The 21,609-nt window shown below is 73.8% G+C and carries 21 protein-coding genes and 1 riboswitch; of the genes, 11 read left to right on the top strand and 10 right to left on the bottom strand.

The annotated features are described in order from the left end of the window. A partial coding sequence (locus tag IF89_RS0113070) for a hypothetical protein (protein WP_030765895.1) occupies positions 1-431 on the bottom strand: 431 nt, incomplete at its 3' end. Further along, on the bottom strand, positions 428-1,357 hold the full coding sequence (rsmH, locus tag IF89_RS0113065) for a 16S rRNA (cytosine(1402)-N(4))-methyltransferase RsmH (RefSeq protein WP_030765894.1): 930 nt from the start codon (positions 1,355-1,357) through the stop codon (positions 428-430). The genes rsmH and IF89_RS0113070, both read right to left, overlap by 4 nt. 390 nt (positions 1,358-1,747) lie before the next feature. Between rsmH and IF89_RS0113060 the strand changes: the two genes are divergently transcribed. The 4 genes from IF89_RS0113060 to IF89_RS0113045 all read left to right on the top strand — a co-directional run bounded on the left by IF89_RS0113060 (position 1,748) and on the right by IF89_RS0113045 (position 7,235). Then, the gene (locus IF89_RS0113060; RefSeq protein WP_030765892.1) at positions 1,748-2,299 is read left to right on the top strand and encodes a beta-class carbonic anhydrase; all 552 of its coding nucleotides are present in this window, start codon (positions 1,748-1,750) and stop codon (positions 2,297-2,299) included. A gap of 135 nt (positions 2,300-2,434) precedes the next feature. Then, entirely contained in the window at positions 2,435-3,445 is a 1,011-nt protein-coding gene (locus IF89_RS0113055; RefSeq protein WP_030765890.1) for an AAA family ATPase, read from the top strand. After that, positions 3,445-4,818: a DUF58 domain-containing protein gene (locus tag IF89_RS0113050; RefSeq protein ID WP_030765888.1), complete on the top strand. Its 1,374-nt coding sequence runs from the start codon at positions 3,445-3,447 to the stop codon at positions 4,816-4,818. The genes IF89_RS0113055 and IF89_RS0113050 overlap by 1 nt, the downstream gene beginning before the upstream one ends. Further along, complete coding sequence (locus IF89_RS0113045; protein ID WP_051807029.1) at positions 4,815-7,235, top strand: transglutaminaseTgpA domain-containing protein; 2,421 nt, start codon at positions 4,815-4,817, stop codon at positions 7,233-7,235. The genes IF89_RS0113050 and IF89_RS0113045 overlap by 4 nt, the downstream gene beginning before the upstream one ends. Positions 7,236-7,666: 431 nt before the next feature. Here the strand turns inward: IF89_RS0113045 and IF89_RS0113040 are convergent, their stop codons facing one another. From IF89_RS0113040 to IF89_RS0113030, 3 genes are read right to left on the bottom strand one after another with little or no spacing between them, the layout of a single operon-like run. After that, positions 7,667-8,299: a TetR/AcrR family transcriptional regulator gene (locus tag IF89_RS0113040; RefSeq protein WP_030765884.1), complete on the bottom strand. Its 633-nt coding sequence runs from the start codon at positions 8,297-8,299 to the stop codon at positions 7,667-7,669. A gap of 29 nt (positions 8,300-8,328) precedes the next feature. Further along, positions 8,329-10,422, bottom strand: a complete 2,094-nt coding sequence (locus IF89_RS0113035; protein WP_030765881.1) for a YhgE/Pip family protein — start codon at positions 10,420-10,422, stop codon at positions 8,329-8,331. After that, positions 10,394-11,272 carry an ATP-binding cassette domain-containing protein gene (locus IF89_RS0113030; protein ID WP_030765878.1) on the bottom strand — a complete coding sequence of 293 codons (879 nt, stop codon included), beginning with the start codon at positions 11,270-11,272 and terminating at the stop codon, positions 10,394-10,396. The genes IF89_RS0113035 and IF89_RS0113030 overlap by 29 nt, the downstream gene beginning before the upstream one ends. 180 nt (positions 11,273-11,452) lie before the next feature. On the opposite strand from IF89_RS0113030, the gene IF89_RS0113025 reads away from it, so the two are divergent. From IF89_RS0113025 to IF89_RS0113005, 5 genes are all read left to right on the top strand, one after another. Then, entirely contained in the window at positions 11,453-11,959 is a 507-nt protein-coding gene (locus IF89_RS0113025; RefSeq protein WP_051807028.1) for an SAV_6107 family HEPN domain-containing protein, read from the top strand. A 73-nt stretch (positions 11,960-12,032) separates the two neighbouring features. Beyond that, positions 12,033-12,791: a methyltransferase gene (locus tag IF89_RS0113020; protein WP_030765873.1), complete on the top strand. Its 759-nt coding sequence runs from the start codon at positions 12,033-12,035 to the stop codon at positions 12,789-12,791. A 302-nt stretch (positions 12,792-13,093) separates the two neighbouring features. Then, the gene (locus IF89_RS0113015) at positions 13,094-13,495 is read left to right on the top strand and encodes a DUF3040 domain-containing protein (RefSeq protein ID WP_030663992.1); all 402 of its coding nucleotides are present in this window, start codon (positions 13,094-13,096) and stop codon (positions 13,493-13,495) included. 107 nt (positions 13,496-13,602) lie between these two features. Further along, positions 13,603-14,280, top strand: a complete 678-nt coding sequence (locus IF89_RS0113010) for a DUF4126 domain-containing protein (protein ID WP_051807027.1) — start codon at positions 13,603-13,605, stop codon at positions 14,278-14,280. Then, a complete protein-coding gene (locus IF89_RS0113005; protein WP_030765868.1) occupies positions 14,262-15,680 on the top strand; it encodes a phytoene desaturase family protein in 1,419 nt (472 codons plus the stop codon). The genes IF89_RS0113010 and IF89_RS0113005 overlap by 19 nt, the downstream gene beginning before the upstream one ends. Before the next feature lie 10 nt (positions 15,681-15,690). On the opposite strand, the gene IF89_RS0113000 is transcribed toward IF89_RS0113005, so the two are convergent. The 5 genes from IF89_RS0113000 to IF89_RS0112980 all read right to left on the bottom strand — a co-directional run bounded on the left by IF89_RS0113000 (position 15,691) and on the right by IF89_RS0112980 (position 20,040). After that, positions 15,691-16,551, bottom strand: coding sequence for a hypothetical protein (locus IF89_RS0113000; RefSeq protein ID WP_030765866.1), 861 nt, complete (start codon positions 16,549-16,551; stop codon positions 15,691-15,693). A 42-nt stretch (positions 16,552-16,593) separates the two neighbouring features. Further along, positions 16,594-17,508: a methylenetetrahydrofolate reductase [NAD(P)H] gene (gene metF / locus IF89_RS0112995; RefSeq protein ID WP_030765864.1), complete on the bottom strand. Its 915-nt coding sequence runs from the start codon at positions 17,506-17,508 to the stop codon at positions 16,594-16,596. Positions 17,509-17,667: 159 nt separating this feature from the next. Then, complete coding sequence (gene thiE, locus IF89_RS0112990; protein WP_030765861.1) at positions 17,668-18,303, bottom strand: thiamine phosphate synthase; 636 nt, start codon at positions 18,301-18,303, stop codon at positions 17,668-17,670. Positions 18,304-18,378: 75 nt separating this feature from the next. Further along, positions 18,379-18,744, bottom strand: a complete 366-nt coding sequence (locus IF89_RS0112985; protein WP_030765858.1) for an Rv2175c family DNA-binding protein — start codon at positions 18,742-18,744, stop codon at positions 18,379-18,381. Positions 18,745-18,819: 75 nt separating this feature from the next. Next, positions 18,820-20,040 (bottom strand): NAD(P)/FAD-dependent oxidoreductase, encoded by a 1,221-nt coding sequence (locus IF89_RS0112980; RefSeq protein ID WP_030765855.1) that lies wholly within the window; start codon positions 20,038-20,040, stop codon positions 18,820-18,822. Between the two features lie 81 nt (positions 20,041-20,121). Next, positions 20,122-20,233, top strand: a riboswitch (TPP riboswitch). Between IF89_RS0112980 and thiO the strand changes: the two genes are divergently transcribed. Both thiO and thiS read left to right on the top strand, forming a co-directional pair. Next, the gene (gene thiO / locus IF89_RS0112975) at positions 20,231-21,412 is read left to right on the top strand and encodes a glycine oxidase ThiO (protein ID WP_030765852.1); all 1,182 of its coding nucleotides are present in this window, start codon (positions 20,231-20,233) and stop codon (positions 21,410-21,412) included. It overlaps the preceding riboswitch by 3 nt. Then, a complete protein-coding gene (gene thiS / locus IF89_RS0112970) occupies positions 21,409-21,609 on the top strand; it encodes a sulfur carrier protein ThiS (RefSeq protein ID WP_030765849.1) in 201 nt (66 codons plus the stop codon). The genes thiO and thiS overlap by 4 nt, the downstream gene beginning before the upstream one ends.

Raw genomic sequence — 21,609 nt, 5'->3', positions numbered from 1 at the left:
GTCTTCGTCGACCCGGACGGCAAGGTCTCCGGCAGCGCCTCGGCCACCGAGACGCTGCCGGAGACCTTGCCGTCCGGGTCGACGAAGACGGGGCTGCCGCCGGGCACCAGGCCCAGTTCCCGGGCGCGCCGCTGGAGCGCGTCGGGGGCCGAGTGGGCGTCCACGTCGCGCTGGAGGGCCTGCTCCTCGTCGGTGAGGGCGGTGGTCTCCTTCTTCAGCCGCGTCAGCTGGAAGGAGCCCTCGTTGAGCGCCGAGTTCAGCAGCAGCAGGCTGATCAGCCCGCCGGCGAGCAGGGCCACGACCAGCAGGACGAACGGCATCCTGGCCGCCTGCCCGCCGGGCCGCGGCCGGGCCGGACGGGCGCCGAGGGCCCGGCCGATGCGGGCCGCCTGCCCGCGGGTCAGCGTGGCGACCTTCCCGGCCCTGGTCACAGGTGCGCCTCCCGGATGCGTTCGACCCCCCGGAGCCTCGCCGGGGCGGCCCGCCGGTTCTCGGCGATCTCCTCCTCGGTCGGCAGCTCCGCCCCCCGCGTGAGCAGTTTGAGCTTCGGCTGGTACTTCTCCGGCACCACCGGCAGGCCGGGCGGGGCGGTGGAGGTCGCGCCGGCCGAGAAGACCTGCTTGACCAGCCGGTCCTCCAGGGAGTGGTAGGACAGGACCGCGATCCGGCCGCCGACCGCGATCCGGTCCACCGCCGCCGGGATGGCCCGCTCCAGGCCGGACAGTTCGCCGTTGACCTCGATCCGCAGCGCCTGGAAGGTCCGCTTCGCCGGGTTGCCGCCGGTCCGCTTCGCCGCCTGGGGCAGGGCGTCGCGGATGAGCTCGACGAGGCGGGCGCTGTTGCTGAAGGGGGCCTTCTCGCGCTCGCGGACGATGGCGGACACGATCCGCTTGGCCTGCTTCTCCTCGCCGTACTGGCGCAGGATCCGCACCAGCTCGCCCGGCGCGTAGGTGTTGAGGACCTCGGCGGCGCTGATGCCCGTCGTCTGGTCCATGCGCATGTCCAGCGGCGCGTCCTGGGCGTACGCGAACCCGCGGTCGGCCTCGTCCAGCTGCATGGAGGAGACGCCCAGGTCGAAGAGGACGCCCTGGACGGTCGGCAGGCCCAGGCCGTCGAGCACCTCGGCGAGGTCCGCGTAGATCGCGTGGACGAGGGTGGCCCGGTCGCCGAAGGGGGCCAGCCGCTCGCCGGAGAGCCGCAGCGCCTCCTTGTCGCGGTCGAGGCCGATCAGGCGGGCCTCGGGGAAACGGGTCAGCAGGGCCTCGCTGTGGCCGCCGAGGCCGAGGGTGCAGTCGACGACGACGGCCCCCGGCCTCTGCAGCGCCGGGGCCAACAGGTCCAGGCACCGCTGGAGCATCACCGGGACATGTCGGGACTCGCTGGTCAAAGCGCCCTCTCAGTTAACGGCGCGGCAGCCGTACGCACCGCCCGCTCCCCCGGCCGGTGAGCGGAAGAGGGCCGGGCCGTACGTACGCGCCGCGCACGCGGAGTCTTCATCGGTGGCCGGGAGGCCGGTCAGGGCCGGGCTCCGGCCGGTTCGCGTCACTTTAGTGCAACGGTCGCCGCGGTCAACGAACCGGCCCGCGCGCCGTACGCGCCGTGCGGACCGGAGCCGCACACGGTGCCGGACCACCCGGACGGCGGCGCCCCTCCACCCCTGTGGGTCAGCTCACACCACGCCGTGTTGACCCCCTTCGTCCGGCCTCACTCACGGCCCTCGGCGCCCGTGACCAGTAACGTCGTACCCATGACGACTCCCGCATCACTGCCTGCAGACTCCGCTTCCGGGGCACCCGTCGGCGGACCGGTGACCGACCGGCTGGTCGAGGCGAACGAGCGCTACGCCGCCGAGTTCACCGATCCCGGCATGGACGCCCGCCCCGTCCTCCGCGTGGCCGTGGTGGCCTGCATGGACGCCCGCCTCGACCTGCACAAGGCGCTGGGCCTCGACCTCGGCGACTGCCACACCATCCGCAATGCGGGCGGAGTGGTCACCGACGACGTCATCCGCTCCCTCACCATCAGCCAGCGGGCTCTCGGCACCCGCGCGGTGATACTCATCCACCACACGGGCTGCGGTCTCGAAAGCCTGACCGAGGACTTCCGCCACGAGCTGGAGGACGAGGTGGGCCAGCGCCCCTCGTGGGCCGTCGAGGCGTTCCGGGATGTCGACCAGGACGTCCGCCAGTCGATGCAGCGGGTCCGCACCAACCCGTTCCTGCTCCACAAGGACGATGTGCGAGGCTTCGTCTTCGACGTGCACACCGGCCTCCTGCGGGAGATCGATCCCCGCTCCTGAGTGACACAGGGCCGGGGCGCCGTCAAGAATGCGGGGAGACACTCCCCGGAACCCCGGGTCCGGTGTCCGTGTTTCGGGGTGGGCCGGTGATGCGCCAAGGGCGTCGGCCCTGGGAAATGGGCCGAGGAGAACCAGGTGACGACGTATGACGACCGAGCGAGCCTCGCGGATCTGACCAGCACGGCGGAGCAGGTCCGCCGGTCGGTGGAGAGCGTGATCGAGGGCAAGCCCGAGGTCGTCCGCCTCGCGCTGACCGTCCTGCTGGCCGAGGGGCACCTGCTGATCGAGGACGTGCCCGGCGTCGGCAAGACGATGCTTGCGAAGACGCTGGCCAAGTCCATCGACTGCTCGGTGCAGCGCATCCAGTTCACGCCGGACCTGCTGCCGTCCGACATCACCGGCGTCAGCATCTACGACCAGCAGCGCCGCGAGTTCGAGTTCAAGCCGGGCGCGATCTTCGCGCAGATCGTCATCGGCGACGAGATCAACCGCGCCTCGCCGAAGACCCAGTCGGCGCTGCTGGAATCGATGGAGGAACGCCAGGTCACCATCGACGGCACCACGTACGCGCTGCCGAGCCCCTTCATGGTGGTCGCCACCCAGAACCCGGTGGAGATGGAGGGCACCTACCCGCTGCCCGAGGCCCAGCGCGACCGCTTCATGGCCCGGGTCTCCGTCGGGTACCCAAGCCCCGAGGCGGAGCTCCAGATGCTCGACGTGCACGGCGCGGTCAACCCGCTCGACGACCTCCGGTCCGTCGCCCACGCGCACGACATCGTCAAGCTCATAGAGGCCGTGCGCGAGGTGTACGTCGCCGAGCCCGTCCGGCGCTACGTCGTCGACCTGGTCTCCGCCACCCGCAGCCACCCCGACCTGCGCCTCGGCGCCTCCCCCCGGGCCACCCTGCACCTCCTGCGCGCCGTGAAGGCCTCCGCCGCGCTCGCCGGCCGGGACTACGTCCTGCCCGACGACGTCCAGTCCCTGGCCGCGCCGGTCCTCGCGCACCGGCTGCTGCCCACCGCGCAGGCCCAGCTGAACCGCCGCACCTCCGAACAGGTCGTCGGCGAGATCCTCCAGCGCACCCCCGTCCCCGCCGCACCGCTGCGCGGCGAGATGCCGCCCGGCGCGGCCGCCCGGAGCTTCTGATGGGCGCCGGTGCTGCCCCACGCGGCGCCGGCGGCCCGGGAGACGGCGGCGGACTGCGCGCCTCACTGTCCGGGCTGACCACCCGCGGGCGCTCCTTCGTGGCCGCCGGGATCGCCGCGGCCGCCTGCGCGTACGTCCTCGGCCAGGGCGCTCTGCTCCGCGTCGGCCTGCTCCTCGCCCTGCTGCCGCTGATCTGCGTCTACGCCCTGCACCGCACCCGCTTCCGGGTCTCCGGCAGCCGCCGGCTGTCGCCCGGGCGGGTGTCCGCGGGCGCCGAGGCGCGGGTGCAGCTGCGCATGGACAACGTCTCCCGGCTGCCCACCGGCCTGCTGATGCTGCAGGACCGGGTGCCCTACGTACTGGGCCCCCGCCCGCGGTTCGTCCTGGACCGCGTGGAGCCCGGCGGACGCCGGGAGGTGTCCTACCGGGTCCGCTCCGACCTGCGCGGCCGCTACCCGCTGGGCCCGCTCCAGCTGCGGCTGACCGACCCCTTCGGGCTGGTCGAGCTGACCCGCTCCTTCAGCACCTACGACACCCTCACCGTCATACCGCGCACGGAGCCCCTGGCGCCGGTCCGGCTGACCGGCGAGTCCAACGGCTACGGCGACGGCAGCCGCCGCTCCCTGGCCCTGGCCGGCGACGACGACGTGATCCCGCGCGGCTACCGGCGCGGCGACGACCTGCGCCGCGTGCACTGGCGCTCCACCGCCCGCTACGGCGAACTGATGGTCCGCCGCGAGGAGCAGCCGCAGCGCAGCAGGGCCACCGTCCTGCTCGACACCCGCCGCCTCGCCTTCGACGGCGCCGGACCGGACTCCGCCTTCGAATGGGCCGTCTCCGCGGCCGCGTCCAGCCTCGTGCACGTCCTGGAACAGGGATTCTCCGCACGGCTGCTCACCGACACCGGAAGCGCGGTGCCGGGCGAGGGCGCCGGCGGGTTCTCCGCCGGCGGGCAGGAGTCCGCGGAGGCCGCCGGACTGATGATGGACACCCTCGCCGTGGTGGGGCACTCCGACGGCGCCGGGCTCTCCCGGGCCTACGATGCGGTGCGCGGCGCCGGGGGCTTCGGGGAGGGCGGCGGCGACGGGCTCCTCATCGCCTTCTTCGGCGACCTGGACGACGTCCAGACCGAACTGGCGGCCAAGATGCGCCAGCGCACCTCGGGCGCGGTGGCTTTCGTCCTGGACACCGGGGCCTGGGGCGGGCGGCCCGAGCCCGGGCACGACGTGGTTCCGCTGGAGGAACGGCTGCGCAGGCTGCGCGACGCCGGCTGGACGGCCCTGGCCGCCCCGCCGGGGGTGGCCTTCGGCGAGCTGTGGCGGCAGGCCGGGGCCGGACGCGTCGGGACGGGAACGAGCGGAGGCCGGGAATGAGCGGACGGGCGAAACTGACGGTCTTCGCGGCGCTGGCGACGCTGCTCACCTCGTGGTCGCTGACCCCGCTGGTGGAGTCCCAGGCCTGGCTGCTCCAGGCCGGACTGCTGCTGGCCGTGCAGAGCGCGGTGGGGGCGGGGGCCCGGCGGGTGCCCCTGGCGCGGTCGCTGACCGTGGCCGCGCAGCTGCTGGTGTCGCTGCTGCTGCTCGCGCTGCTCTTCGCGGGCAAGGTCGAGTCCACCGGCAGCGGACCCCTGGCCTACTTCGTGACGGATTTCGGCTCGCTGTTCGCCCAGGGTGTGCACGACGTCGGCGAGTTCGCGATACCGGCGCCGCTGACGGACGGCATCCAGCTGCTGCTGGTGTCCGGGGTGCTGCTGATCGGCCTGCTGGTGGACCTGCTGGCGGTCACCGCCCGTACGGCCGCCGCGGCCGGTCTGCCGCTGCTCGCGCTGTACTCGGTCGCCGCGGGCCTGTCGGGCGGCGGGGACGCGTCCTGGCTCTCCTTCCTGATGGCGGGCTGCGGCTACCTGATGCTGCTGCTCTGCGAGGGCCGCGACCGGCTCGCCCAGTGGGGGCGGGTCTTCGGCGCGGCGCCGCGCGGGAGCGGGGCCGCCGACTCCGGCATCAGCCCCGGCGGCGGCCGGGCGACCGCCCCCGTACGCTTCGGCCGGCGGATCGGCGCCCTCGCCCTCGGGCTCGCCCTGGTGGTGCCGGCGGCGCTGCCCGCCCTCGACGACGGGCTGCTGGGCGGTCCGAAGGACGCGGAGGGCTCCGGCGGTTCCGGGGGCACGATCTCGGCGGTCAACCCGCTGGTCTCCCTGCAGAGCAACCTCAACGCGCAGGACAACCGCGTGGTGCTGCGCTACCGGACGGACAATCCGCAGCAGAGCGAGCAGTACCTGCGCATCCTGGCGCTGGACGACTTCAACGGCTCCAAGTGGGAGGCGTCGGGGCGGGCCCTGACCGACGTGCCAGAGCAGATGCCCCTGCCGCCCGGCCTCGGTGACCAGGTGCGCCTCTCCGCGACGGAGGTGACCACGAACATCACGGCGTCGGACGGCTACAACCAGCGCTACCTGCCCATGCCGTACCCGGCGACCGCGGTCGACGTGCGCGGCAAGTGGCGGTTCGAGCCGGTCGGCCGGACCCTCGTCGGGGACCAGCTGGGCAGGGACAAGTACCAGACCGTCCAGGGCGCGGACTACAACGTGCGCAGCCTGCTGCTGAAGCCGACCGCGCAGCAGCTGCAGAAGGCCCCGGCGCCGGATCCGGCGATCCGGGAGGAGTACACGAAGGTCCCGGACAACCTGCCCCCGGTGGTCGCCGAGACGGCCCGCCAGGTGACACAGGGGACCAAGGACGACTACGCGCGCGCGGTGAAGCTGCAGGACTACTTCGCTGTGAGCGGCGGGTTCCGCTACGACACGCAGACGGCCTCGGGGACGGGGCCGCTGGCCGTCGCCCGGTTCCTCGCGGACAAGGAGGGCTTCTGCATCCACTTCGCGTTCTCGATGGCGGCGATGTCCCGCACGCTGGGCATCCCGGCGCGGGTCGCGGTGGGCTTCACGCCCGGCGAGAGGCAGGCGGACGGCATCGTGAACGTGTCGATGCGGGACGCGCACGCCTGGCCCGAGCTGTACTTCCAGGGTGTGGGCTGGACGCGGTTCGAACCGACCCCCCGGTCCGGTTTGAACGTGCCGGACTACTCCCGCACGCAGGCTCCGGCGGCCCAGCCGTCCGCGCCGGCGCCGCTGCCCTCGCAGGGCGCGGCGCAGCCGGCGCCGGCGCCCTCGGCGTCCGTCGAGTGCCCGCCGGCCCTGAGGAGGCTCGGTGAGTGCGGGCCGACCGCCCCGCAGCCGGGCGCGGCCCAGGACGACGGGCCGTCGGTGACGGCAGCCCTCGGCTGGGCGGCGGCCGTGGCCGCGGTGCTGTGTCTGCCGCTGCTGCCGCTGCTGCCGCTGCTGTGGCGCGGCCGGTTGCGGGCGCGGCGGCTGGGGTCCGGGGAGGTGCTTGCGGCCTGGCTGGAGCTGGGCGACGCCGCGTGGGACGTGGGCGTGGTCCCGGACGAGGCGTTGTCGCCGCGCCGGGCGGCGAGCCGGATGGTGGAGCTGGGCGGGCTGGAGCCGGACGCCGCCGCGGCGGTGCACCGGGTCGCGGGCGCCGTGGAGCGGGCCCTGTACGCGCCGCCGGGCGCGGAGGTCTCCTATCCGGGCCTGCCGGCCGACGTGCTGGAGGCCCGGGCGGGCCTGCTGGCCGCGGTGGGCCGCCGGTCCCGGCTGCGCGCCCTGCTGCTGCCGCGTTCGGCGGCCCGGGTCTCGTGGGCGGTCTCGGCCCGCTGGTCGACCTTGACCGCGGCCGCCGCGACCCGCCTGACGACCCTCCGCCTCCGCCTCCCGCTCCGCAACCGCGGCTGAGACCCCCGCCCGGCGGCGCTCGAGGCGGGGAGTCCCGCATTCCCGGCCCCGCCGGCGTTCGATGCGCGGGGTCCGGGGCGGAGCCCCGGGAGCGGCGGCGCGCCCGGGCACCGACGGCCGAACCCGCGGACGCGAGAACGCGGCGAGGCCCGATCCCCCCGGGCCCCGCCGCGTCCGCGCCTCTCGCACCGAGCCGAGTCCCCCGTATCTCCGCCCGGTGCCGGAAGGAGTGGCCCGGTCCGCTCCGCAGCCCCGTGTCGGCGGTGCGGACCGGGTCTCCTGTCCGATGCCCCCAGTCTGGCGAACGCGCAGGTGGGAGCCCATCCGCGTGCGTACTCATTTCCGCGCCTAGGTACGGGTACTCAGCGGACGCGGCGGCCCCACCAGTTGTACGGGCTGCCGCATCCGCACGGCACCGCCGACCGGGGGGTTCAGCGGTTGCCGCTGACCCGGCCCCGCAGCAGCAGCGACAGCGCCGAGTGCACGTCGTCGAGGGACCGCTCCCGCTGGAAGGACTGCCAGTCCAGGGCGGCCACCAGCACCATCCCCACCAGTGCGGCCGCGGTGAGCTGCACGTCGATCTCGGAGCTGAGCTCTCCCCGCTCGACGCCTTCGCGCAGGACGTTCTCCACGACGGCCACCGCCTCCTGGCGGACCACCATCAGCGTGGACTGCCAGGTGCGGTTGGTGCGCCACAGCTCGGCGACGTACAGCTGGGTGAAGGCCGGGTAGCGGTCGATGAAGACCAGGCCGGCCCGGATCATCGCGTCGAGGGCCTCGACCCGGCTGCCGCCGCGCGCCTCGGTCTCCTCCGCCGCGGAGCGCAGCGACGCGGTCAGCAGGCCGACGCCGTGCCGCAGCAGCTCCTCGAAGAGCTCGTTCTTGCTCGCGAAGTTGTAGTAGACCGTGCCTTTCGCCACGCCCGCCCGCTCGGCGATCTCGTCGACCGTGGTCGCGGAGAAGCCCTTCTCGGCGATCAGGGTGACGGCCGCTTCGTAGAGCTTCTGCCGGGTGGCCGCACGACGGCCCCCGCCGGTACCCGTACCGGTGCTGCTGCTTTCCATGGCGCTGATTGTCACAGGTCAACACGTCCCTACAGGCTCAGTTCGGGGTGCAGCCGGTCCATGGTCCACACCTGCTTGCCGCGGGCGGCGAGCGCGGTGAGGGCGAGGGCGCCGACCGTGAAGGCCAGGAGGACCAGGCTGCCCTGCCAGACCGGGGTGAGGTCGCCGCCGGTGATGAGGCGGCGCAGGCCCTCCACGACGTAGGACATCGGCAGGTAGGGGTGGACGGCGTTGAAGAAGTCCGGGCTGGTCTGCACGGGGTAGGTGCCGCCCGCCGAGGTCAGCTGGAGCATCAGCACGGCGAGGACGAGGATCCGCCCGGCGGCGCCGAACTTGGCGTTGAGCCACTGGATGATCGCGGCGAAGCAGCCGGTGACCAGGAGCAGGAACGCGATGGTGAGGGCCGGTTCGGCCATCTTGAGGCCGAGGTCGGGGGCCCAGTGCAGGACGGACATCAGCAGGGCGACCTGGGCGGCGCCGATCCCCAGGACGGGCAGCCAGCCCGCGAGCGCGATCCGCCAGGGCGAGGCGCCCGCGGACAGGGCCCGCTTGTTCATCGGGGCGATCAGCATGTAGGCGACCATCGAGCCGACCCAGAGGGACAGCGGGATGAAGTAGGGCGCGAAGCCGGTGCCGTAGTTGGGCGCCTTGTGCAGGGACTGGTTGGCGAGCTTCACCGGGTCGGCCATGACCTCGGTACGGGCCTCCCGCTGCTGCTGGTCGTAGTCGGGGATCCTGCCCACGCCCTCGTGGAGGCCGCCGGCGAGCTCGCCGGAGCCGTCGACGAGCTTGTACATGCCGCCGTCGAGGCGGTGGGCGCCGTCGCCGAGCTTGCCGACGCCCTCGCTGAGGGCTCCGGAGCCGGTGGTGGCGGTGCCGAGCCCGGTGTGCAGCTCGGCCATGCCGGTGGCGACCTTGTGGGCGCCTGCGTTCAGGGCGTTGACCTTGGCGACGGCCGTGTCGAGGTCGGCGGCGAGGTGCGGGGCCTTGTCGGCGAGGTCGCGGGCCTTGTTCTCGAGGTCGGTCAGTCGGGTGCGGAGCGTGGTCACGTCCCCGTTCGCGGTCTTGACCAGGGCGCTGACGTCGCCGCTGAGTTCGGCCGCCTCGGCCGCGTCGTCCCTGACCTTCTTCAGGTCGGGGCAGGAGGCGAGGTGGGGTTCGCCCCCGGGGGTGACGCAGTGCTTGGTGTAGTAGGCATCGGCTCCCGTGGAGGCGCGCTTGGCGGCGGCCGCCGCGGCCGGGGCCTTCGCGGCGAACGTGTCGAGGTGCTTGTTGACGACCTTCGCGCTGTCGGCGACCAGCTCGGCGGCGGCCGCGAGGCTCTTCGGGTCCTTGACGAAGGGCCGGGCCTTGTCGGCCGCGCCGTTGACCTTGTCCGCGACGACCTGGGTGCCGTTCGCGACGTCCCGCGTGCCGGTCTCCAGCTTGGCGGCGCCCGCGGTGAGCTTCTTCAGGCCGGCGGCGAGCTCGCCGCTCTTCTCCCCGGCGGTGTCGAGGCCGTCGGCGAGCTCCTTGGCACCCTCCTGGGCCTTGCCCGCGCCGTCCTTGAGCCGGTCGGCGCCGTCGGCGGCCTCGGCGGTCTTGTCGTGCAGGTCGGAGAAGCTGACGAAGATCTTGTCGAGGAAACCGCGGGAGGCGTTGGCGGACGCCGCCGAGCGGACCTCGGAGAAGACGGTCCGCGAGATGGAGCCGACGATGTAGTTGTTGGCGTCGTTGGTACGGACCTGGAGGGCGCCGGTGGTCGGGTCGTCGCCCGAGCTGGAGGCGATCTTCTCGCTGAAGTCGGCCGGCATGGTCAGGGTCAGGTAGTACGTGCCGTCCTCCAGGCCCTCGGCCGCCTCCTGCGCACTCACCTCCCGCCAGTCGAAGGTCTTGCTGTCGCGGAGCTTCCGGGTGATCTCACCGCCGGCGTCGAGGTGCTTGCCGTCGACGGTCGCGCCCCGGTCGGAGTTGACGAGCGCGACGGGCACCTTGTCGAGGCGGCCGTACGGGTCCCAGAAGGACCACAGGTACAGGGCCCCGTAGAGCAGGGGCAGCAGGAGCAGCGCGACGAGGGCGGCCCGGGGCAGCTTCCCCCGCCCGAACCGCTTCAGCTCAAGCGCGGCCAGCTTCGGCGAGCGCATCGTCCGCCCCCTTCGTGTCGGTGTCGGTGTCGGTGTCGTCGGTGCCGGAGTTGTCGTCAGTACCGGAGTCGTCGTCAGTGCCGGAGTCGACGTCGGCGCCGGTGAGGGCGTCGGCGCCGTTCCCGGTGCCGGCGCTGCCGCAGTCGCCGTCCTCCGCGGGGCCGGTCCGCAGGACCACGGCGTCGTCGGGGGCTTCGCTGCACACCGCGAGGACGGTGGTCCCCCGGGCGGCGAGGGAGCGCAGCAGGGCCCAGGCCTCGGTGCGTTCGGTGTCGGAGAGCTTGAGGTCGAGGTCGTCGAGGGCGAGCAGCCGCGGGGAGCCGAGCAGGGCGATGGCGACGGAGAGCCGGACGGCCTCCAGGCGTTCCAGGTCCCGGACGGTGGTGCGCCCGGCCTTCGGCAGGGCGGCGAGGTCCAGCGCGGCGGCGTCCAGGGCTGCGTCGATCCGGGCCGCGGCGCCGGCGCGGCGCTCGGCCCGGGGCCGCAGCAGGGAGCGGACCGGGGCGTCGTAGCGCCGCTGGAGCAGGGCGCCCTCCCGCAGTTGCTCGGCGACGGTGAGGGACGGGTCGAGGTCGTTGACGCCGGGGACGGGTCCGAGGGCTGCGATCCGGCGGACCGCCGCCATCTTTTTCGGCAGCCGGTGGCGGCCGATCTCGGCGTGGCCCTCGGTGGGTTTCATCCGTCCGGTGAGGGCAAGGAGCAGACAGGTCCGGCCGCTGCCGGAAGGGCCTTCGACCGCGATGAGCGAGCCGGGGGCCGCGTCGAGGCCGATCCCCCGGAAGGCCCAGCCGCGCGGGCCCCGGAGTCCGAAGTTCTCGGCCTTGACGGCCGCGCCGTGCGGGCTGTCCACGCCGTCCCCCCTTCTTTTTGAACTGACCGGTCAGTTCAAAAACTACCACCTCATGGCGCACCAGGCGCGCAGGAGGGGGCAGTTGCTGTGCATTTGACGGAAAAAGCGCAGGTCAGGCCGATTGTCAGTGGGGGCCGTCACGATGGGAGCAACGCACCACGCACCGACAGGAGGTTCGTCATGGCCACACCGTCCCCGTCCCCTGTCCACCCCGTCCTGCGGAAGTCGGCGGCCCCGCCGGCCGCCCTCGACCTCCTCGCCAAGGCCCGCAGCGGCCTGGCCGAGGCCGCCCGGCTGACCCGGCCCCATGAGCGCTATGCGACGGCCCACCTCTCCGCCCTGCGCACCGCCGCGGCCGTGCTCGCGGCCCGTGCGCGGCCCGAGCCGGTGAGCCCGCGACGGCGGCCCCGGATCCGCAGCGCGTGGGAGGTGCTGCCGGAGCTGGCTCCGGAGCTCTCCGAGTGGAGCGCGCTCTTCGCCTCCGGCGCCGCCCGCCGGGCCCGGGCCGAGGCGGGGATACCGGACGCGGCCACCGCCCGGGACGCGGACGACCTGCTGCGCGCCGCTGCGATGTTCCTGCGCCTGGTGGAGCGGCTGCTCGCCGTGCGCGTCCCCACCCAGGGACCGGCCCGGAGCCCCGCGGCACCCCTGCCCGAGCCGTCGCCGGAGCGTCCGGACGCGGGATGACCTGCCGGGCAGCGGAAGGCAATAGGGTGGGGCACTGACCGCTCACCCTTACCGCGCCGAGGAGCCATCAGCCGTGTCGGACACTTCCCGCCCCCGTGCCTCCCTCCGCACCGCCGTGGTGTGGGAGGTCCTCAAGGAGGCGCTCGACCGCCGGGTGAAGGCGACCGGACGGGACGTGCTGGACGTGCTCGACACCGGCGGCGGCACCGGCAAGTTCGCCGTGCCGGTGGCCCACCTGGGCCACCGGGTCACCGTGGTGGACCCCAGCCCGAACGCCCTGTTCGGGCTGGAGCGCCGGGTGGCCGAGGCCGGCGTCGCCGACCTGGTCCGGGGCGTGCAGGGCGACGCCCAGGGCCTGTTGGACGTGGTGGAGCGGGACGCGTACGACGTGGTGCTGTGCCACGGCGTCCTGGAGTACGTGGACGACCCGGCGGAGGGCGTCGCCAACGCGGTCGCGGCCCTGCGCCCCGGCGGCACGCTCAGCCTGCTGGCGGCCGGCCTCGGCGGGGCCGTGCTCGCCCGGGCGCTGGCCGGGCACTTCACGGAGGCCCGTACCGCCCTCAACGACCCGGCCGGCCGCTGGGGCTCCGGCGACCCGGTACCGCGCCGCTTCACCGCCGAGCAGCTCTCCGAGCTGGTCGGCGGGGCCGGCCTGGAGGTCGGCGCGGTGCACGGCGTGCGCATCTTCGCCGACCTCGTCCCGGGCGTGCTGGTGGACACCGAGCCGGGGGCGGTGGAGGCGCTGCTGCGACTGGAGGAGGCGGCGGCGGAGCTGCCCGCCTTCCACGCGGTGGCCACGCAGCTGCACGTCCTCGGCGGTAAGCAGGTCTGATCTGCGCTCTTGCGCGTACGGACTCTGCCGCCGACCCTCCGCTCGGCCGGTCCGCCCCGTATGATCGGGGGCAGTGACCGGCATGGCGATCGGACCATTGGGGAATAACGGCCCCAGTGACCGCTCCCGCGGCGGTACGGTTTTCAGGCAGTGGCTTCACCGGCTGTGTCATTCAGCGTGATGCAGTGGTTCATCATTTTTGAACGTGCGTTGAGGGCGGGTGTCACGGGGGCGATTCCCCGCCTATCCTGAAGGGGACCCCTGGTCGCTACCCCCGCGACCGACGGATGAGGAGGACTCCCGTGCCGCTCTCGGAGCACGAGCAGCGAATGCTCGAGCAGATGGAGCGAGCGCTGTACGCCGAAGACCCCAAGTTCGCGACAGCGCTTGAGGGAAGCGGACTGCGTACGTACACCCGGCGACGGGTCTACCAGGCAGTCGCGGGCATTGTGGTGGGTATCGCGCTCCTCATGACCGGTGTGATCATTCCGAACGTGCTCTGGATCAGCGTGGTGGGCTTCCTCGTCATGCTGGGATGTACGGTCCTGGTGGTCACCGGTTGGCGCAAGGCACCCAAGCCCGGCGAGCAGCCCGTCTCCGGAAGTACCGGCGGTTCGGCCCGCGGCCACAACCGGCAGCGTCGGTCGATGATGAACCGCATCGAGGACCGGTGGCAGCGCCGCCGTGACGAGCAGGGGCAGTAGCCCCCAGGACGTCTGGGTGAGGGGACGGCCGCAACCGTGCGACCGTCCCCTCACCGTTCTGTGCCGACCTGCGGTCCGCGGGCGCCGCGGTACGGCATGATGATCCGATGAGTGTGCTCCCCCTGGTCTTCACCAGCGGCTGGGCCAGCGGGATCAACGCTTATGCCGTGGTCCTCCTGCTCGGCGTCTTCGGCCGTACCGGCCTCACCGACGAGGTCCCTGCCTCGCTCCAGCGCACGGACGTCCTGATCGTGGCCGCCGTGCTGTTCCTGTGCGAGGCGGTCGCCGACAAGATCCCGTACGTCGACTCGATATGGGACGCCGTCCACACGGTGGTGCGTCCGGTGACGGGTGCCGTGGTCGGCGCCCTGCTGGCAGGGCAGAGCGGCTCGCTCTCCGACGTCACCGCCGGGGCCATCGGCGGCTCCACGGCGCTGGCCAGCCATTTCGTCAAGGCCGGCACCCGGATGGCGATCAACACCTCGCCCGAGCCGTTCACGAACGTGGCCATGAGCATCGCCGAGGACCTGGGCGTCGCGGGCCTGGTCACCTTCGCGATCTTCTATCCCGTCCCCGCCGCGATCATCGCGGGCTCCCTGCTGGTCGTCGGGCTGGCCGTGGTCTTCTTCCTCTGGAGCCGGATCCGCCGTTTCCTGCGCCGGCGCGCCCAGCGCCGCGAGGAGAAGCGGCTGGCCGCCGAGGCCCGCGAGGTCACCGGCGCCCCACCCCGCCGCGGCCGCCCGCCCGGGGTCATAGGCTCGCCCGCATGGCACGAATTGCGGTGATCGGCGCCGGCATGGGCGCGATGGCGACGGCGGCCCGGCTGGCCGTGGCGGGGCACCGGGTGACGGTGTACGAGCGGAGCGCGACCTACGGCGGGGCCGTGGGCCGGTACGAGCGCGACGGCTTCTCCTTCGACACCGGGCCCGGTCTGCTGCACCTGCCGGCCGTCTACCGCGACCTCTTCGTGAAGACCGGCAAGCGGCCGCTGGAGGACTGCGTCGACATGGCGCAGGCGAACCCGGCCGTCCGGCACGTCCTGCCCGCGCACGGCATCGACGCCACCCTCCCCGGCGCCTCCCACGGCGGTGTCGCCGCCGCACTCGACGCCGCCTTCGGCCCCGGCGCCGGAGAGCGCTGGAACGGCGTGCTGGGCCGCGCCCGGGACGCCTGGGACGCCACCCGCCGCCCGTTGCTGGAGGAACCCCTGCGCGACGGCGCCCGGCAGGCGCTGGCCACCGACCCCTACCCCGCCCTGCGGCGCAGCGGCCTGCTCCGCCGCCGAACGCCGACCCTCGCCGAGGTCGCCGGGCGCGAGCTGGGCGGCCCGCTCGCGGAACTGCTGATCGGGGTCGTGCGCAGCTACGGCATCGACCCGGCCGGCGCACCCGGCTCGGCGGCCGTGCTGCCGTACATGGAGCAGACCTTCGGCAGCTGGTACGTGCGCGGCGGCATGCGGGAGCTGGCCACCGCCGTGTACGAGCGGTGCCTGGAGCGGAAGGTCGCCTTCGTCTTCGGGGCGGACGTGCGGGAGGTCCTGGTCCGGGGCGGCGGGGCGGCCGGCCTGCTGCTGGCCGACGGCACCGAGGCGGCCGCGGACCTCGTCGTCTGCGGGATCGACCCGCGGCGGCTGCCGGCCGGGTCCCTGCCCCGGCCGGCGCAGGCGGTGCCCGTCCGCGGCGACGACCTGCCGGGCCGCACCACGCTCCTGCTCGCGCTGCGCGGGGCCCGGCCGGCGGGAACCGTCCACCGCACCCTCGTGCACTCCGCCGGGGCGCATGTCACCGTGCTGCGGCCGGACGATCCCGCCACCCGGCCCGACGCGGGGCACGAGGCGGTCACCGTGAGCGCCGTGCACGGTCCGGGGACATCGGAGCCCGAGCAGCTGCTGGAACTCGCGGAGAAGGCCGTACAGGGCCTGCGGGAGCGGCTGTTGTGGCAGGAGGTGCGCACCCCGGCGGACGTGGAGGCGGCGACGGGCGCGGTGGGCGGAGCGGTGCCCGCGCCCGCCCTCGCGGGCGCGGGGGGCCGGCTGCTGTACCCGGCCAACACCACGGCCGTCCCCGGGCTCTACCTGGCCGGCGGCTGGGCCCACCCCGGCGGCGGGCTCGCGCACGCCGGGATGACCGGGGCCCTGGTGGCCGGGCTGATCGTGGAGGGCGCGGACTTCCGCGGCTCCCGGTGACCCGGGAGGCTCAGTAGCGGTACTGCTCGTACTCGCCCTGCTGGGGGTACGGGTACTGCTGCGGCGGCTGCCCGCCCTGCTCGTCCGCCGGGTAGGGCTGTCCGTGCCCGTCGGTGGACCGCTGCTGCGGGACCCAGACGCCGCCGGGCGGGGTGTCCGTGGAGTACTGCTGCCGGCCGTAGTCGGCGTACGGGGTGTAGTCGTACGGCTGGGGCGGGACGACGCCGCCGCCGGTGCCGATGTACGGGTCCGAGTAGGCGGCATAGACCTGCTGCTCGCCGACCGGATAGCCGCCGGAGTAGTCGTAACCGCCCTGGCCATGCTGGTCGTAGTACGCCGCGTACTGGTGGGCGTCCTGCTCGGCGGTGGTGAACGGGGAGGCGAACGCCGCCGTCCGGCCGACCTCGGGGGCGGGCGTGGCGAAACTCTGTATCCCGTAGGACCCGGTGTCCTCGGGCACCGGCTCCGGGCTGTAGACCTCCTCGGCCGCGGCCGGGAAGGACCGCTCCTGCGCAGCGCCGTCCCCGTCCCCGTATTCGAGGGAGGTGACCTGGAGCGCCGGCTCCGCCGCGGCGGTCCCGGACCGGCGGCGCCCGGACTTCCGTACGGGCTGCCCGCCGCGGCGCAGCGCCCAGCCGGCGACGAAGCCCTTGCGGAAGGAGAGCGTCACCAGCGTCTGGCCCACGGCGAACGCTGCGGCGCCGGCGCCGATGACCGGCACCGAGGGCAGTACCACGCCGGCGACCACGCCGAGGAAGCCGGCGAAGGCGAGCAGGCGCCAGCGGAGCCGGGCCTTGTACTGCATCAGTACCTCGGCAAGCAGCCACAACGCGACGATTCCGAACGCGATGTAGAGGACCGTCATACCCATGCAAGGCCCCTCTCGGTACGGCCGTCACACGGGTACGGCCGGTCAGGCCCGCTGGTGCAGGCCCAGGTTCTCGTAGATCTCGAGAGTCGCCGTGGAATTGTTCAGCGTGATGAAGTGCAGTCCTGGCACACCTTCGGACAGCAGCCGCGCGCAGAACTCCGTGGCGAACTCGATGCCAATGGAGCGTACAGCGGCCGGGTCGTCCTTGACGGCGAGCATGCGCTCTTTCACGTCCGCGGGGAAGACCGCGGTGCTCAGTTGGGGCAGTCGGTCGAGCTGCTTGATACCCACAACAGGCATGACCTCGGGGATGATCGGGGTGTCGCAGCCCGCCTTCTCGACGCTGTCGCGCAGCCGCAGATAATTCTCGGGATCGAAGAACATCTGGGTGATCGCATAGTCCGCGCCCGCGCGGCACTTGTCCACGAAGTGCCGGATGTCCGTGTCCCAGTCGGTGGAGCGCGGGTGCATCTCGGGGAAGGCGGCGACGCCGACGCAGAAGTCCCCGGACTCCTTGAGCAGCCGCACCAGGTCGGCCGCGTAGTGCACGCCCTCGGGGTGGGCCACCCAGTCGGCCATCGGGTCGCCCGGCGGGTCGCCGCGCAGGGCGAGCATGTTGCGGATCCCGGCGTCGGCGAACTGGCCGATGACGTGGCGCAGCTCCGCGACGGAATGGTCCACGGCGGTGAGGTGTGCGACCGGGGTCAGCGTGGTGTCCGCGGCGATCTCCTGTGTGGCCTTGACGGTGCCGCCGCGGGTGGAGCCGCCGGCTCCGTAGGTCACGGAGACGAAGCTCGGGGACACCGCCTCGACCCGGCGCAGGGCGTTCCAGAGGTTGCGTTCGCCCTTCTCGGTCTTCGGGGCCCAGAACTCGAAGGAGTACGAGCGCCCGGACGCGAGGAGGTCGCGGACCGTGTGTGCACGGTCCGACCAGGTGGAAGCGGTACCAGAGGCCATGTGGGCAGGTTAGACGCGGCCCGGCGCTCCCCGAAGCGGCGTCCGCCTTTTGGACACGTTTTTGGACACCTGGGCCGTCACCCCTGGCCGGGAGGGGCCTGTGCACACTATGGCGGCGCGGAATGCCACCGGCTGTCCGGGCGGACGGGACCGGGCAGGTCAGCCGAGTCGGGCGCGGACCCGCTCGGCGAGGTCCGCGGCGGCCGCGCCGGGGTCGGCGGCCTCGGTGATCGCGCGGACGACCACGACGCGCGTGGCGCCGGCGTCCAACACCTCGTCCAGGTTCGCCGCGTCGATGCCGCCGATGGCGAACCAGGGCCGGTCCTGCGCCAGGGAGGCGGCGTGGCGGACCAGGTCCAGGCCGGGGGCGTGGCGGCCGGGCTTGGTGGGGGTGGGCCAGCAGGGGCCGGTGCAGAAGTAGTCCACGCCCGGTTCGGCGGCGGCGGCCGCGACCTCCGCCTCGGCGTGGCAGGAGCGGCCGATGAGCACCCGGTCGCCGAGGATGGCGCGGGCCGCGGGGACCGGGATGTCGCCCTGTCCGAGGTGCAGGACGTCGGAGCCGATGGCGTGGGCGACGTCGGCGCGGTCGTTCACGGCGAGCAGCTTGCCGTGGCGGCGCGCGGCCTCGGCGAAGACCTGGAGGTGTTCCAGCTCCTCGCCGGCCTCCATGCCCTTGTCGCGGAGCTGGACGATGTCCACGCCGCCGGCCAGGACGGCGTCGAGGAACTCGGGGAGGTCACCCTGGCGCGTGCGGGCGTCCGTGCAGAGGTAGAGCCGGGCGTCGGACAGCTGCATGGGTGTTCCCCCCGTGATGGAGGCGGTGTACGGGCACGGGGCCCGTACACCGCGGTGGTGCTACTGCGGATCAGGTCAGAGGGCGAGCGCCTGAGCGCGGCGCTTCACCTCCGTGCCGCGATTCTCGCTCAGCGCCTGGGCGGGGGTGCCGGGCAGGGTCGGGTCGGCGGTGAAGAGCCACTCCAGCATCTCCTCGTCGGAGAAGCCGTCGTCGCGCAGGACGGTCAGCAGGCCGACGAGGCCCTTGACCACCTTGTCGCCGTCGATGAAGGGGGCCGGAACCTGCAGGGCCCTGTTCTCGCCCCGGCGCACGGCGATGAGCTGCCCTTCCTTGACCATCTGGCGGACCCGCGTCACCTCGACGTGGAGCATCTCCGCGATGTCGGGGAGGTACAGCCAGTCGGGGACGAGGGCATCGATCTTTGCGTCAATCTCGGTCACAGGCCAAGCCTGCCACCTCCCACCGACAGCCGGTACCCGGGCGGACCGTCCGTGGCGGGCCCCCGGGTACGGCGGCTATGCGGTGGCCGATTTCAGCGGGGTCGCGGGGTCGGCGGCCTTCGCCGGGTCGACCGCGGCGCCCGTCTCGATCAGCTTGCGGCCCTGGGCCAGGTCACGGGGGCGGCCCACCGCCAGGACCGCGACCAGGGCGCCGTCCCGCAGCCAGCACACCGACCAGGTGTCCTGCGCCGGATCGCCGCGCCGGACCACGGTGTCGGCCCCGCCGTGGTGGCCGGCGTACTGCACGAAGCGGCCGAACTGCTCCGACCAGAAGTACGGCACCGGGTCGTAGACCGCTGCGGGCCCCCCGGCCAGGATGTTCGCCGCGACCGCCCGTGGGCCCTGGAGGGCGTTGTCCCAGTGGTGCACGAGCAGGCGCGCCCCGTACCGCCCGGAGGGGAAGGAGGCACAGTCGCCGACCGCGTACACCCCCGGCAGGGAGGTGCGCAGGTGCGCGTCGGCGGTGACCGAGCCGTCGGCTCCGCGCTCGACGCCGGACCCGGCCAGCCAGTCGGTGGCGGGCCGTGCTCCGATCCCCACGACCACCGCGTCGGCGGGCAGGGCGCGCCCGTCCGCGAGGAGGACCCGGCCCTCCTCGACACCGGCCACCTGCACGCCGGTGATCAGCCCGGCGCCGGCCTCGCCGTACCAGCGCGCCATCGGCTCGGCGACCTCGGCGGGCAGGGCGCCCGCCAGCACCCGGTCCGCCGCCTCGACGACGGTCACGGCGCAGCCGGCCTCCCGGGCGGCGGTGGCGAACTCCGCCCCGATCCAGCCCGCGCCGACGACCACCACGCGCGCGGCGGCCGCCAGGACCGGGCGCAGCCGCTCCGCGTCGTCGAGCGTGCGCAGCAGGTGGACGCCCGGCACGCCCTCGGCACCGGGCAGGGTGAGCGGCCGCGCACCGGTCGCCAGCACCAGGACCCCGTACGGGACCGGCCCCTGCCCCGTGTCCAGCTCGCGGTCGGCGGCCCGCAGGCCGGTGACCTCCGTACCGAGGCGGAGCTCGATGCCCAGGCCTTCGAAGTCGACGTCGAAGGCGGAGTCCTCGGCCTTGCCGAGCAGCACCGCCTTGGACAGCGGGGGCCGGTCGTAGGGCTGGTGGGGTTCGGCCCCCAGCAGGGTCACGGGGCCGGTGAAGCCCTGCTCGCGCAGGGCGACCGCGGTCTGCACCCCGGCCATTCCGGCGCCGACGATCACGACGCCGCGCTGATGGTGTTCCTTCTGCTCGCTCACGGGGCCAGCCTAATGAGCTGACGCTCCGTCAGGAACAGGTGCCGCCTTACCCGCCGTCCACGGCCGGGATAGTCTGGCCACCGTACCTATCGCGGGAGTCCGGCGCACCGGGCTGAGAGGGAGGCTGGCCGGCCTCCGACCGTACGAACCTGATCCGGGTCATGCCGGCGAAGGGAGGGGCTGGACGCCCATGCACTCATCTCGAAAGGGACCCGACCGCAGGTCCGACGTCCTCGTCGTCGGCGGCGGGATCATCGGCCTGGTCACCGCCTGGCGGGCCGCGGAGCGCGGACTGGACACCGTACTCGCCGACCCGGCACCGGGCGGCGGTGCCGCCCAGGTCGCCGCCGGGATGCTCGCCCCGGTCACCGAGCTGCACTACGGCGAGGAGGCCCTCCTCGGCCTCGGCCTCGCCTCCGCCGAACGCTATCCGCGGTTCGCCGCCGAACTCGCGCGGGCGAGCGGCGGCCTGGACATCGGCTACCGCGCCTGCGGCACCCTCGCCGTCGCCCTCGACTCCGACGACCGCCTCCACCTGCGCGAACTGCACGCCCTCCAGCGCCGCTGCGGCCTGGAGTCCGAATGGCTCACCGGCCGCGAGTGCCGGCGCCTGGAGCCCATGCTGGCCCCCGGCGTACGGGGCGGGCTGCGCGTCGACGGCGACCACCAGGTCGACCCGCGCCGGCTGGCCGCGGCCCTGCTCGCCGCCTGCGACAACGCCGGAGTGACCGTCCACCGCGCGGCCGCCGAGCAGTTGCTCACCACCGCGGACCGGGCGACCGGCGCCCTCCTCGACGACGGCACCGAACTGCGCGCCGACCAGGTCGTCCTGGCCGCGGGCTCGCTCAGCGGCAGGCTGGCGGGGGTGCCCGCCGCGGTGCTGCCCCCCGTACGGCCGGTCAAGGGGCAGGTGCTGCGGCTCACCGTGCCCCCCGCCCACGCCCCCTTCCTCTCCCGCACCGTACGGGCGGTCGTACGCGGCAGCCACGTCTACCTCGTGCCCCGCGCGAACGGCGAACTCGTCATCGGCGCCACCAGCGAGGAACTCGGCTGGGACACCACCGTCACCGCGGGCGGGGTCTACGAACTCCTGCGCGACGCCCACGAACTCGTGCCGGGCATCACCGAACTCCCCCTCACCGAGACCCGCGCGGGCCTGCGCCCCGGATCCCCCGACAACGCCCCCCTGCTGGGGCCGACCGACCTGCCCGGGCTGCACCTGGCCACCGGGCACTACCGCAACGGGGTGCTGCTGACCCCGCTCACCGGCGAGGTGCTGGCCGAGCTGCTGGTCACCGGCGAACTGCCCGCGATCGCGCGCCCCTTCAGCCCCCGGCGCTTCTCCGCCGCACGTCAGGAGTCGTACGCATGACCATCTCCGTCAACGGCGAACCGCGTGAGGTCGCGGCCGGCACGACCCTCGACACCATCGTCGCCACCCTCACCGCGGCCCCTTCCGGGGTGGCCGCCGCACTCAACGAGACCGTGGTCCCGCGCGGCCAGTGGCCCGCCACCCCCGTCGGCGACGGCGACCGCGTGGAGATCCTCACCGCCGTCCAGGGAGGCTGA

The sequence above is a fragment of the Streptomyces sp. NRRL F-2664 genome (genome assembly GCF_000719345.1).
Lineage (GTDB): Bacteria > Actinomycetota > Actinomycetes > Streptomycetales > Streptomycetaceae > Streptomyces.
The sequence above is the reverse complement of the archived record's forward strand: the minus strand, read 5'-3'. Positions and strand labels throughout refer to the sequence as shown.